The 12845-nt window shown below is 71.2% G+C and carries 12 protein-coding genes; 10 read left to right on the forward strand and 2 right to left on the reverse strand.

Features of this window, described 5'->3' with window-relative positions:
* The first annotated feature begins 44 nt into the window (after nt 1–44).
* The 4 genes from E5671_RS45540 to E5671_RS32035 all read left to right on the forward strand — a co-directional run bounded on the left by E5671_RS45540 (nt 45) and on the right by E5671_RS32035 (nt 3301).
* On the forward strand, nt 45–200 hold the full coding sequence (locus E5671_RS45540; RefSeq protein WP_202121338.1) for a hypothetical protein: 156 nt from the start codon (nt 45–47) through the stop codon (nt 198–200).
* Between the two features lie 60 nt (nt 201–260).
* Nucleotides 261–566 (forward strand): DUF4190 domain-containing protein, encoded by a 306-nt coding sequence (locus tag E5671_RS32025; RefSeq protein WP_202121339.1) that lies wholly within the window; start codon nt 261–263, stop codon nt 564–566.
* Between the two features lie 48 nt (nt 567–614).
* Entirely contained in the window at nt 615–1778 is a 1164-nt protein-coding gene (locus tag E5671_RS32030) for a cysteine desulfurase family protein (protein WP_160507352.1), read from the forward strand.
* Between the two features lie 233 nt (nt 1779–2011).
* Nucleotides 2012–3301, forward strand: coding sequence for a cytochrome P450 (locus E5671_RS32035; protein ID WP_160507353.1), 1290 nt, complete (start codon nt 2012–2014; stop codon nt 3299–3301).
* Between the two features lie 12 nt (nt 3302–3313).
* Here E5671_RS32035 and E5671_RS32040 read toward each other — a convergent pair whose 3' ends face one another.
* The gene (locus tag E5671_RS32040) at nt 3314–3991 is read right to left on the reverse strand and encodes an N-acetylmuramoyl-L-alanine amidase (RefSeq protein WP_160507354.1); all 678 of its coding nucleotides are present in this window, start codon (nt 3989–3991) and stop codon (nt 3314–3316) included.
* Between the two features lie 61 nt (nt 3992–4052).
* Here E5671_RS32040 and mnmA point away from each other — a divergent pair, with 61 nt between their 5' ends.
* Nucleotides 4053–5189, forward strand: a complete 1137-nt coding sequence (mnmA, locus tag E5671_RS32045) for a tRNA 2-thiouridine(34) synthase MnmA (RefSeq protein WP_160507355.1) — start codon at nt 4053–4055, stop codon at nt 5187–5189.
* A 28-nt stretch (nt 5190–5217) separates the two neighbouring features.
* Here the strand turns inward: mnmA and E5671_RS32050 are convergent, their stop codons facing one another.
* Nucleotides 5218–5553, reverse strand: coding sequence for a DUF427 domain-containing protein (locus tag E5671_RS32050; RefSeq protein WP_160507356.1), 336 nt, complete (start codon nt 5551–5553; stop codon nt 5218–5220).
* A gap of 63 nt (nt 5554–5616) precedes the next feature.
* Between E5671_RS32050 and E5671_RS32055 the strand changes: the two genes are divergently transcribed.
* From E5671_RS32055 to E5671_RS32075, 5 genes are all read left to right on the forward strand, one after another.
* A complete protein-coding gene (locus E5671_RS32055; protein WP_160507357.1) occupies nt 5617–6162 on the forward strand; it encodes a TIGR00730 family Rossman fold protein in 546 nt (181 codons plus the stop codon).
* A gap of 33 nt (nt 6163–6195) precedes the next feature.
* Nucleotides 6196–6885 carry an SDR family oxidoreductase gene (locus tag E5671_RS32060; RefSeq protein WP_160507358.1) on the forward strand — a complete coding sequence of 230 codons (690 nt, stop codon included), beginning with the start codon at nt 6196–6198 and terminating at the stop codon, nt 6883–6885.
* Nucleotides 6882–7877: a methionine synthase gene (locus E5671_RS32065; protein WP_160507359.1), complete on the forward strand. Its 996-nt coding sequence runs from the start codon at nt 6882–6884 to the stop codon at nt 7875–7877. The genes E5671_RS32060 and E5671_RS32065 overlap by 4 nt, the downstream gene beginning before the upstream one ends.
* Before the next feature lie 30 nt (nt 7878–7907).
* Nucleotides 7908–10091: an NAD-dependent DNA ligase LigA gene (ligA, locus tag E5671_RS32070; protein WP_160507360.1), complete on the forward strand. Its 2184-nt coding sequence runs from the start codon at nt 7908–7910 to the stop codon at nt 10089–10091.
* Nucleotides 10092–10340: 249 nt separating this feature from the next.
* Complete coding sequence (locus E5671_RS32075; RefSeq protein ID WP_160507361.1) at nt 10341–12761, forward strand: putative bifunctional diguanylate cyclase/phosphodiesterase; 2421 nt, start codon at nt 10341–10343, stop codon at nt 12759–12761.
* Nucleotides 12762–12845 lie beyond the last annotated feature (84 nt).

Raw genomic sequence — 12845 nt, forward strand, 5'->3', positions numbered from 1 at the left:
GTTACCACAAGCGTTCACCGAAACCCTCACATGAGAGGTGACCCATGCTGTTTCTCGTAGCCGCCCTCCTGCTGCTCGGTGTCGCCATGGGCTCCGTGGCCCACGCACCGCTCCCCGTCTCCCTCGTCGCCGCCGCCGTCATCGGCGTCTGGCTCATGGTGTTCGCGGTCCGCGAGCGACACTCGCGCCGCCACTCCTGAGCGCCATCATCACCGGTCCGCAACTGAGCCGTACGGCACGCACCTGAAAGGAGTCGCACCATGGGACTCACCGCCACCGCCCCCCGGTCGAAGGCCACCGCATCTACCGACCCCGTCGTCCCCACCGGCCGGCGTGACACCGACGGCATGGCCGTCGCCTCGTTCGTCCTCGGACTGCTCGGGCTGCTCGTCCTGAACATCTTCCTCGGGCCGATCGCGATCGTCCTCGCGAGCATCGCGCTCCTGCGCGGGACCGGCCGAAAGGGCCGCGCGCTGCTCGGACTCGGGCTCGGCGTGGCCGATCTCGTCGTCCTCGCCGTGCTGATGGCCATGGACAACACCGTGTCGTGGGGTCTCGCGGGCTGACACCGCTTGGACGCGGGGCCCCGCGGGGCTCGTAGAATCGTGCCCACCATGGCCTACCTCGACCACGCAGCGACCACTCCGATGCTCCCGGAGGCGATCGCGGCGATGACCGCCCAGCTCGCCGTCACCGGCAACGCCTCCTCACTGCATGCCGCGGGTCGCCGGGCGCGACGCACCGTCGAGGAGGCCCGCGAGACGCTCGCCGAGTCGCTCGGCGCGCGCCCCAGCGAGACCGTCTTCACCGCGGGCGGCACCGAGGCCGACAACCTCGCCGTGAAGGGCCTGTACTGGGCGCGGCGCGATGCCGAGCCCGCGCGGACCCGGGTCCTCGCGAGCCCCGTCGAACACCACGCCGTCCTCGACGCCGTGCACTGGCTCGGCGAGCACGAAGGCGCCACCGTCGAGTACCTCCCCGTCGACGCGTACGGCCGCGTGCACCCCGAAGCCCTGCGCGAGGCGATCGAGCGCGACCCCGACGACGTCGCCCTCGCCACCGTCATGTGGGCCAACAACGAGATCGGCACCATTCAGCCGATCCGTGAACTGGCCGATGTGGCAGGGGACTTCGACATCCCGCTGCACGCCGACGCCGTGCAGGCGTTCGGCCAGGTGCCCGTCGACTTCGGCGCGTCCGGCCTCGCCGCGATGACCGTCTCCGGACACAAGATCGGCGGCCCTTACGGCATCGGGGCGCTGCTCCTCGGCCGCGAGTACAGCCCCGTGCCCGTCCTGCACGGCGGCGGGCAGGAGCGTCATGTGCGCTCCGGGACGCTCGACGTGCCCGCGATCGCCGCGTTCGCCGTGGCGGGGAAGCACGCCGCCGGACAGCGCGAGTGGTTCGCCCGGGAGATCGGCGCCCTGCGGGACGATCTGGTATCCGCCGTGCGCGCGCAGGTTCCCGGCGCGATCCTGGGGGGAGACCCCGTCGACCGGCTGCCCGCGAACGCGCACTTCACCTTCCCCGGCTGCGAGGGAGACTCCCTCCTGCTGCTGCTCGACGCCCAGGGCATCGAGTGCTCCACCGGCTCGGCGTGCACGGCGGGCGTGGCCCAGCCGAGCCACGTCCTGCTCGCCACCGGCACCGACCCCGACCTGGCCCGCGGCACGCTGCGCTTCTCCCTCGGACACACCTCGACGGAGGCCGACGTGGCCGCGGTAGCCCAGGCGATCGGCCCGGCGGTGGAACGGGCGCGGACGGCGGGCCTGAGCTGAGTCCGGGACACATGGTTGGTCCCTGTTTATCCCGGTAGGTGACGCAGGTAACGCTGGACTGTGCTGATTCCGCCCCGAGTTGATGCCGGTTTCAGCCGCTATAGGCCGGACAGGCGCAGCAGCGGGCTACGAGGCCCACAGCCCGCCGATCTATGCTTGCCGCTCGCGAGTCCGCTCCGCGCGTTCGGGGCTGCACGACACCCCCCTCTTCGGGGCTGCACGACAACCCCCTCATGGAGTTCACATTGAAGGCGAACCTCCGCTCTCGCATCGCCGCGCGGCTCGGACGCATGTATCTCTCCCGGATCCAGAAGAACGGGATCAGCGCCTCCACGATCTCGCGGCTGCCCGAGCCCCTGCTCGCGCCGATGCGCCGCGACGGGCTCGACCCGGTCGCCCGGCTCACCGAGCACCAGGCGGAGCAGCCGATATCCAAGGTGCCGCTGCCGTTCGGCATGGACGCCTGGGTGGTCACCGGCTACGACGAGGTGAAGGCCGTCCTCGGCGCGACCGAGGGCTTCAGCAACGACTTCACGAACCTCGCGGGCAACGCCGGTGTGGTCGAGGAGCAGAACCCCGGCGGCCTCGGCTTCAGCGACCCCCCGGTCCACACGCATCTGCGCCGCATCCTCACGCCCGAGTTCACGATGCGCAGGCTGCGCCGCCTCACGCCCCGGATAGAGGCCATCGTCGAGGAGCGGCTCGACGCGATGGAGGCCGCCGAAGGGCCCGTCGACCTCGTCCAGGCGTTCGCGCTTCCGATCCCCTCGCTGACGATCTGCGAACTGCTCGGCGTGCCGTACGAGGACCGGCACGACTTCCAGCAGCTGGCCATGGAGCGCTTCGACCTCTTCGGCGGTGCGACCGCTCCCTTCGGCGCCATATCCGCCTCGCTCTCCTACTTCAGGGACGTCGTCAAGAAGCAGCGCGAGAACCCGGGCGACGGACTGCTCGGCATGATCGTGAAGGAGCACGGCGACACCGTCGACGACGAGGAGCTGGCCGGCCTCGCCGACGGCGTCCTCACCGGCGGCTTCGAGACCACCGCCAGCATGGTGGCCCTCGGCTCCCTGCTCCTCCTGCAGAACCCCGGGACCGCTGCGCGGCTGCGCGAGGACGACGCGGCGGCCGCCCCCTTCGTCGAGGAGGCGCTGCGCTACCTCACCGTCGTGCAGGTGGCCTTCCCGCGGTTCGCCCGCGAGGACATCGAGATAGCCGGGGTGCGCATCCCCAAGGGCGACCTGGTCCTGTGCTCTTTGAGCGGCGGCAACCGCGACGCCAAGTACACCCCCGACGGCGGCGGCTTCGACCCGCACCGCAAGGCCTCCGGCCACCTCGCCTTCGGCTACGGCATCCACCGCTGCATCGGCGCCGAACTGGCCCGCATGGAGCTGCGCGCCGCCTACCCGGCCCTGGTCAGGCGCTTCCCCGAGATGCGGCTCGCGGTCGCCCCCGAGGAGCTCGCCTTCCGCAAGCTGTCGATCGTGTACGGGGTGGAGTCGCTGCCGGTGCACCTTCGCTAGCGGCGGCGGGGGTCACCCGAGGGCGGTGCGGGCCTTCCGGACCAGCCGTATGTACCGGTCCCAGTCCCAGTGCGGCCCCGGATCCGTGTGGTCCGTGCCCGGCACCTCCACGTGCCCGACGATGTGCTCCCGGTCCACCGGGATGTCGTACCGCTCGCAGATGCCCGCCGTGAGCCGCGCCGACGACTCGTACATGGCGTCGGTGAACGAGGACTTCTTGTCGACGAAGCCCTCGTGCTCGATGCCGACGCTCCGTTCGTTGTAGCTCTTGTTCCCCGCGTGGAACGCCACGTCCAGCTCGCGGATCATCTGGGCCACGTGGCCGTCCTTGCGCACCACGTAGTGCGCCGCCGCGCCGTGCGCCGGGTCCTTGAAGACCCTCAGCGCCGTCGCGTACCCGCCCTGCACCACGTGGATGACGACCATGTCGATTCCGTAGTCGTCGGGGCGGTCCGCTCGGCGCCAGTTGTAGTCGGACGCGGCTGTCCACTGCGCGCCCTTGGCGTCGACCTCGCCCTCCTTGCGCTTCTTGACGACGCCGGGCAGCCGCCACCACAGGCGGCCCAGCTCGTCCGATGCGAGCGCGGCCGTGCCGGCGGCCGCCGCGGCGCCGCCGATCAGGAGCGTCCGGCGGTTGACGCCCCGGCGCCCCCGCCCCCGCTCCGCCGTCGTGTCCTGTTCTTCCCCCATGTGATCGTCAACGCTTACTCACGGGCACCTGGTTCCCGCGGGCCCGTACCCTGTTAGAGCTATGACTGAGAACCGGACCCCGCAGCGCCCCCGCCCCCTTCGCGTACTCGCCGCCATGTCGGGCGGCGTGGACTCCGCCGTCGCCGCCGCACGCGCCGCCGAAGCAGGGCACGACGTGACCGGAGTGCACCTGGCACTCTCGGCGAACCCGCAATCGTTCCGCACGGGCGCGCGAGGCTGTTGCACCATCGAGGACTCCCGCGACGCCCGCCGCGCCGCGGACGTCATCGGCATCCCGTTCTACGTCTGGGACCTGGCCGAGCGGTTCCGCGAGGACGTGGTCGAGGACTTCATCTCCGAGTACGAGGCGGGGCGCACCCCCAACCCGTGCCTCCGCTGCAACGAGAAGATCAAGTTCGCGGCGCTCCTGGACAAGGCCCTCGCGCTGGGCTTCGACGCGGTCGTCACCGGCCACTACGCCACGGTCGTAGTGAACGACGACGGCACGCGCGAGCTGCACCGCGCGTCGGACATGGCCAAGGACCAGTCGTACGTCCTCGGTGTCCTGGACGACCGCCAGCTCGCCCACGCCATGTTCCCCCTCGGTGACACGCTCACCACCAAGGAGGAGATCCGCGCGGAGGCCGAGGAGCGCGGCCTCGCCGTCGCGAAGAAGCCCGACAGCCACGACATCTGCTTCATCGCCGACGGCGACACCCAGGGCTTCCTCGCGGACCGCCTCGGCAAGGCGGAGGGCGACATCGTCGACGCCGAGGGGAACAAGCTGGGCACCCACGAAGGTGCCTTCGGCTACACCATCGGCCAGCGCAAGGGCCTGCGGATCGGCACCCCGGCCCCCGACGGCAAGCCGCGCTACGTCCTGGACATCTCCCCGGTGAACAACACCGTGACGGTCGGCCCGGCGGCCGCCCTGGACGTCACCGGCCTGACGGCCATCAAGCCCCGCTGGTGCGGCGCGGCCCCCTCAGGCCCCGGCACGTACACCGCGCAGCTGCGGGCGCACGGCGGCGAGACGCCGGTCCGCGCGGAGCTGGTCGACGGCTCGGAGCTGCGGGTCTCCTTCGACGAGCCCGTACGCGGCGTGGCCCCCGGCCAGGCGATCGTGCTCTACGACGGCACGCGCGTGGTCGGCTCGGCGACGATCGCGACGACGGAGAGGGCCACGGCGGCGGCCTAGGCCCTCTCCTGCCGGTGCGGGTACAGGGCTACTCCGCTGCTTCTACTTCGTAGAAGCAGAAGTGGTCCTTGATCTCGGCCACCGCGTCCTTCGGCTCGGGGTACGCCCACACCGCGTCCTTGCCGTCCTCGGCGCCCGGCAGCGACCAGTAGGACGCCGTGCCCTTGAACGGGCAGTAGGTCGTCGTGTCCGACGGGGTCAGGAGGCCGGTGCGTACGTCCTCCGGGGGGAGGTAGTACCGCACGGGATAGCCGGTCTCGCGCAGCAGCAGCGGGCGTCGGGTCTCGGCCACGACCTGGCCCTCGCGCACCACCCGTACGTGGTCGGTGCCCTGCTCGATGGTGATCTTGTGTCCTGCTGTCACCGTGGTCTCCTTCCGTGAGCGGCCGCGTCCCACCCAGTCTGTGCCGGATCGTACGGTGAAGCCATGAATATCTGTGTCTTCCTCTCCGCCGCCGACCTCCCCGACCGCTACACCCGCCCCGCCCGCGAATTCGCCGAACTGCTCGGCAAGGGCGGACACACCCTGGTGTGGGGCGGTTCGGAGAGCGGCCTGATGAAGGTCGTCGCCGACGGTGTGCACGAGGCGGGCGGAGGGCTCGTCGGCGTCTCCGTGGACTTCCTCGCCGCCAAGGCCAGGACCGTCACCGCGCCCGACGAGATGGTCATCGCGCGCGACCTCGCCGAGCGCAAGGCGCTGCTCCTGGAGAAGGCCGACGCGATCGTGATCATGGTCGGAGGCACGGGCACGCTGGACGAGGCCACCGAGATCCTCGAACTGAAGAAGCACGGCAAGCACACCAAGCCCGTGGTCCTGCTCAACTCGGCAGGCTTCTACGACGGGTTGAAGGAGCAGTTCCAGCGCATGGAGGACGAGGGCTTCCTGCCGGTGCCGCTGACCGGTCTCGTCTTCTTCGCCGAGGAGCCGGTCGGCGCCCTCGCCTACCTGGAGGAGTCCGTGGGCATGCGCTGACCTGCATCTGCCGGGGAGTGCGACGATGGACGCATGGCAACACATGTGATCACCGGAGCCGGCTCCGGCATCGGCGCGGCCGTCGCCCGCCGCCTCCACGCACGCGGCGACGCCCTCGTCCTGCACGCACGCGACGCGGGCCGGGCCAAGGAACTCGCGGCGCAATTCCCGGGCTCGGACACGCTCGTGGGCGACCTCTCCGACCCGGACAAGCTCTCCTGGGCCTTCGGGCATCAGTCGCTGCCCGACCGGGTGGACTCCCTGCTGCACATCGCGGGCGTCGTCGACCTGGGCCGGGTCGGCGACCTCACCCCCAAGTCCTGGCGCCACCAGCTCAACGTCAACCTCATCGCCCCCGCCGAGCTGACCCGCCACTTCCTGCCCCAACTCCGCGCAGCCCAGGGCCACGTGGTCTTCGTCAACTCGGGCGCGGGCCTGAGCGCCCACGCCGACTGGTCCGCCTACGCCGCCTCCAAGCACGGCCTCAAGGCCCTGGCCGACTCCCTGCGCGCCGAGGAGCACGCGAACGGCGTCCGCGTCACCTCCGTCTACCCGGGGCGCACGGCGAGCGCCATGCAGGCCAAGGTCCACCAGCAGGAGGGCAAGGCGTACGACCCCTCCCGCTTCATCGACCCGGAGTCGGTCGCCACGGCGATCCTGATGGCCGTCGACCTGCCGCGCGACGCGGAGGTCAACGACCTGACGGTGCGGCCGGGACAGTGAACGCGTTTCGTTGGGGCCCGGCCACCGGCATCGGGTCCATGCCCGGCGGCGACGCCCGCGAGACCGCGAAGACCGTCACCGGCAGCTTCGAGGACTTCCCGTATCTGGCGGAGCTGCCCGCGCGCGGGCCCGGCGCCGACATGATCGGCCGGACGGCCGGGATGCTGGTCGAGCTCTACGCGCGCGTGGAGCCCAGCGGCTGGCGGATCGGCGACCGGCCGGGACGGGACACGCGCCGCGCCAAGGCATGGCTCGGCGAAGACCTCGATGCCCTGGAGGAGTTCACCCAGGGGTACGAAGGGCCGGTCAAGGTACAGGCCGTCGGGCCGTGGACGCTTGCCGCCGCCCTGGAGCTGAAGAACGGCGAGGCCGCGCTCTCCGACCCCGGCGCCTGCCGTGACCTGGCCGGATCGCTCGCCGAAGGCCTGCGCGCCCATCTCGCGGACGTACGCCGCCGGATCCCCGGCGCCCAGGTGGTGCTCCAGCTCGACGAGCCCTCGCTCATGGCCGTGCTGCGCGGGCACATCAAGACCGCGAGCGAGTACCGCACGCACCGCGCCGTGGACCGGCAGCTCGTGGAGAGCACCCTGCGGGAGGTGCTCGGTGTGCACGACGGGCCCGCCGTCGTGCACTCCTGCGCGCCGGACGTGCCGTTCGCGCTCCTTCGCCGAGCCGGCGCCGACGCGATCTCGTTCGACTTCTCGCTGCTCACCGAGCGTGACGACGAGGCGATCGGTGAGGCCGTCGAGGCCGGCACGAAGCTCTTCGCCGGTGTCGTGGCGGGCGTGGAAGGACCATTGTCAGACCCTGCCGGTAGCGTCATGGGTGTCAGGACGTTGTGGCGCAGGCTGGGGCTGAATCCGGGTTCACTCGCGGAGTCGGTCGTGGTCACTCCGTCGTGCGGGCTCGCGGGGGCTTCTCCCGCGTACGCCCGCGCGGTGCTCGCCCACTGCGCCCGGGCGGCGAGATCACTCGCGGACAACCCTGAGTAATTGGGTATGACGTAACGGGAGGACGAAACGGTGGCTGTCGAACAGCAAGGCTCTGTGCCCGCCGAGGCACGGGATCAGCATGCCCAGCTGGCCGAACAGATCGAGGAGCACCGCTTCCGGTACTACGTGAACGACCAACCGGTCGTCAGTGACGCCGAGTTCGACAAGCTCCTTCGCTCGCTGGAGGCCCTGGAGGACGAGTACAGCGAGCTGCGCACGCCCGACTCGCCCACCCAGAAGGTCTCCGGGGCGTACGAGACCGAGTTCACCTCCGTCCAGCACCGCGAGCGCATGCTCTCCCTGGACAACGCCTTCGACGACGCGGAGCTCGCCGCCTGGGCCGACCGCGTCGCCAAGGAGGTCGGCACCAGCGACCACCACTTCCTGTGCGAGCTGAAGGTCGACGGCCTCGCCGTGAACCTCACGTACGAGGACGGCAAGCTCACGCGTGCGGCCACCCGCGGCGACGGCCGCACGGGCGAGGACATCACGCCGAACGTCCGCACCATCGCGGATATCCCGGACCGCCTCAAGGGCGAGAAGATCCCCGCCCTGGTCGAGATCCGCGGCGAGGTCTTCTTCCCCATGGAGAAGTTCGAGGAGCTGAACGCCCGCCTGGTCGAGGCCGGCGACAAGCCCTTCGCCAACCCGCGCAACGCGGCGGCGGGTTCACTGCGCCAGAAGGACCCGCGCGTCACCGCGACGCGCCCGCTGCACATGGTGGTGCACGGCATCGGCGCCCGCGAGGGCTTCGACATCGACTGCCTCAGCCACGCCTATGACCTCCTGCACGAGTGGGGCCTGCCCACCGCCCAGCACAACAAGGTGGTCCAAGGACTCGACGGCGTACGGGACTTCATCACGTACTTCGGCGAGAACCGCCACTCCGTGGAGCACGAGATCGACGGCGTCGTCGTGAAGCTGGACGAGATCCCGCTCCAGGGGCGCCTCGGTTCGACCTCGCGCGCCCCCCGCTGGGCGATCGCCTGGAAGTACGCCCCCGAGGAGGTCAACACCAAGCTGGTGAACATCCGCGTCGGCGTCGGCCGCACCGGCCGCGTCACGCCGTACGCCCAGGTGGAGCCCGTCACGGTCGCGGGATCCGAGGTCGAGTTCGCGACCCTGCACAACCAGGACGTGGTGAAGAAGAAGGGCGTCTTCATCGGGGACACGGTCGTCCTGCGCAAGGCGGGCGACGTCATCCCGGAGATCCTCGGCCCCGTCGTCGATCTGCGCGACGGCACCGAGCGGGAGTTCGTGATGCCCTCCGAGTGCCCCGAGTGCGGGACCGCGCTGCGGGCGATGAAGGAGGCCGACATCGACCTCCGGTGCCCCAACGCCCAGTCCTGCCCCGCCCAGTTGCGCGAGCGTCTCTTCTATCTGGCGGGCCGCAAGAGCCTGGACATCGAGAACTTCGGGTATGTCGCCGCGGCCGCCCTGACCAAGCCCCTTGAACCGTCCGAGCCGCCGATCCTCGACGAGGGCGACATCTTCGACCTCACCATCGAGCGGCTCCTGCCGATCAAGGCGTACGTACTGGATCAGGACAGCGGTCTGCCCAAGCGGGACCCGAAGACGGGCGAGGAGAAGATCGCCACGGTCTTCGCCAACCAGCAGGGCGAGGCCAGGAAGAACGCCCTCTCCATGCTGGAGAACATCGCGGCGGCCAAGGAACGCCCGCTAGCGCGGGTCATCACGGGCCTGTCCATCCGCCATGTGGGCCCGGTCGCCGCGGAGGCGCTGGCCCGCGAGTTCCGGTCCGTCGACCGGATCGAGCAGGCCACGGAGGAGGAACTGGCCGCTGTCGAGGGTGTGGGCCCGACCATCGCCGCATCCCTGAAGCAGTGGTTCGAGGAGGAGTGGCACCGGGAGATCCTGCGCAAGTGGCGGGAGGCCGGGGTCCGCATGGAGGAAGAGGGCGGAGGAGAGGATGAGGGGCCGCGTCCCCTCGAAGGCCTCACCGTCGTCGTGACCGGAACGCTGGAGCACCACACGCGGGATGGCGCAAAAGATGCGTTGCAGAGCCGGGGAGCAAAGGTGACCGGTTCCGTTTCGAAGAAGACAGCTTTCGTAGTAGTGGGTGACAATCCTGGATCGAAGTACGACAAGGCGATGCAGTTGAAGGTTCCGGTTCTCAACGAGGAAGGCTTCGCCGTCCTGCTGGAACAGGGGCCGGACGCGGCAGCGGAAGTCGCGCTTCCGACCGAGGAGTAGCGGTTGAAGGCCACCCGTTCAGCGCATACCAGATGCATACGGGTGGCCGGGTCGCATTCGGGCAACCGTTGTGGACCGCTGCCCGTAGAAGCCTTCTGCGGCCTACTGTTGAGGTGTGCGCCTGCCGTGCCCCGCTGCGATTGGGGTATCCCCTGCTCATCGGGAGCACGGGGAAGGAGTTTCAGACGCGGCTGACTTCTGGAGCGAGTCCGCGTGGCGTGGGCACCGCCGGCTGTGAGAGGGACGGGAATGGAACCGACCGAGAGCGCCGCACCGGACTCCCGGCTGCGCGCGCGCCTGCGGCGCGGACCGGGCGCGTGGCTCAGCGGACGCGGAGCGGCACGGGAGACACGCGAGGCGCGCGAAGCCGAGAACCGGCGCCCCGCCCCGAGCACCGCAGTTGAGCGCCGTGAACGGGCATGGAGCACCGTCGGCGGGTACGGCACGCAGGAGCTCGGCGTGGGCGAGACCGCGGGCGGCCGGGACGCGGGGCCCTGTTCCACGCAGACCGGGGTCGAGGGGCGGCGCAGGCCGCTCTGGCGCGGCGCCGAGGCGCACGGCCCCGACGATCCTTCCGGCGAGCGCGACCCCTGGCCGGTGCTTCCGGTTGTCGTCGTGACGATCGCCGCGGTGGTGCTCGGCACGGGCTTCTTCCACGCCTTCACGGGACGCGGCGCACTGTTCCCCTCCGGCACGGTCGGCTGGTCCCTCGCCGTCCTCACGGGGCTCATCGTCGGCCACCTCGTCGCGCTCGGCCGCGACCGCTGGTGGGGCGGCACGGGATCGGGCGGCGCGCTGACCGTCGCCGTGCTCCTGCTGTACGGCTGGGTGCCCGCCGGAATGGTCAGCCTCACCGTCGTCGTCCTGGTCGGCGTCGCGCGCCGCCACCGCTGGCGCCAGGGCATCCTGCACGGCGCGGTCGACATCCTCGGCATCGGCGCGGGCGCGCTCGCCATGGCCGCCTTCGGCACGGCCCCGTCGACGGAATCGCCCTGGCTGCCCGAGACCTGGGACCTGTACTCGGCCCCCGAGGTGGCGCTCGCCGCCGCCGCGTACCTCGTCGTCACCCGCGTCCTGCTCTGGTACGTCCACGCGCCGCGCACCGGAGCACTGCCCACGGTCACCCGCACGGCCCTGGTCCGGCAGGGCCTCGTCGGCGTCGCGCTGCTCGGCATCGCCCCGCTGATCTGCGTGGTCGCCGCCTCCACGCCCATCCTGCTCCCGCTCTTCGCGATCCCCCTGGTAGCGCTCGACTCGACGCTGTGGATCGCGCGGGCCAGGGCCGAGGAGCAGCTGCGCGACCCGCTCACCGGCTTGCCCAACCGCCAGTGGCTCCTGGAACGGACCTGGACGGCCCTGGACGACGCCGAGCGGATCGGGGCGCGCTCCGCCCTGATGCTGATCGACATGGACCGCTTCCGGTCGGTGAACGACACCCTCGGCCACCTCGCGGGCGACCGTCTGCTGCTGCAGATCGCCGACCGGCTGCGGCTCGCCCTGCCGCGCGGTGCGGAGGCCGCGCGGCTCGGCGGCGACGAGTTCGCCGTCCTGCTGCCGGTCGCCGACTCCACGACGTCCGCCACCCGCGTGGCACGCTCGCTGGTCGCAGCCCTCGGCTCACCCCTCGACCTCGACGGCCTGACGCTGGTCCTGGAGGCCAGCGCCGGACTCGCCGTCTTCCCCGACCACGCCATGGACGCCGAGGGTCTGCTGCGCCGCGCGGACGTCGCGATGTACCAGGCCAAGCGCGACCGCACGGGCGTCGAGGTGTACGAGTCTAAGCGGGACTCCAACACCCCTGACCGGCTCGGCCTGTTGGGCGATCTGCGCAGGGCGCTCGACGCGGGTGATGTCGAGCTCCACTACCAGCCCAAGGTCCAGTTCGACGGGCGGGTCGCGGGGCTCGAAGCACTGGTGCGGTGGGTGCATCCCGAGCGCGGGAAAGTGCCGCCGGACGAGTTCATCGCCATCGCCGAGTCGTCCGGTCTCATGCCGCACCTGACGGAGTACGTCCTGGAGACGGCGCTCTGCCAGGTGGCGAAGTGGCAGGCGATGGGGCTCAAGGTCCCCGTCGCGGTGAACGTGTCACCGCGCGACGTCCACACCCCCGGCTTCGCGGGCGCGGTCGCCGCACGCCTGGCCCGGCACGGGGTCCCCGCGGGAGCGCTCCAACTGGAGATAACGGAACACGTCCTCCTCGAGGACCCGCAGCGGGCCGCGGACACGCTGGCAGGGCTGACCGGCCACGGCGTCAAGATGTCGCTCGACGACTTCGGCACGGGGTACTCGTCCCTGGTGCACCTGCGGCGCCTGCCGGTGAGCGAACTGAAGATCGACCGGTCGTTCGTGGCACGCCTCGCCGTCGACAACGAAGACGCGGAGATCGTCCGCTGCACGGTCGACCTCGCGCACTCCCTGGGGCTGCTCGTCGTCGCCGAGGGCGTCGAGGACGACGAGACGTGGGAGCGGTTGCGCGACCTGGGGTGCGACGCGGTGCAGGGCTGGCTGGTCGCCGCCGCGATGCCGCCGGACGAGACCACCGCGTGGCTGCGGGCCCGGGGCTCCCGCGGATGGCGCCGGCCGGCGGATGTCGCCGCCGAGGAGGCGGCCGCCGCGGCGCAGGCCGAGGCCGAGGCCGGGGCAGAGGCCGGGGCCGACATCGCGAAGTAGCCGGGCGCGGACCCCCGGGGGAGCGGCCGGGCCCCCGCCGAGGGAATCCGTTTCACGTGCACGGGGTGTGGCCCCATAGGATTG

Source organism: Streptomyces sp. BA2 (genome assembly GCF_009769735.1).
Taxonomy (GTDB): domain Bacteria; phylum Actinomycetota; class Actinomycetes; order Streptomycetales; family Streptomycetaceae; genus Streptomyces.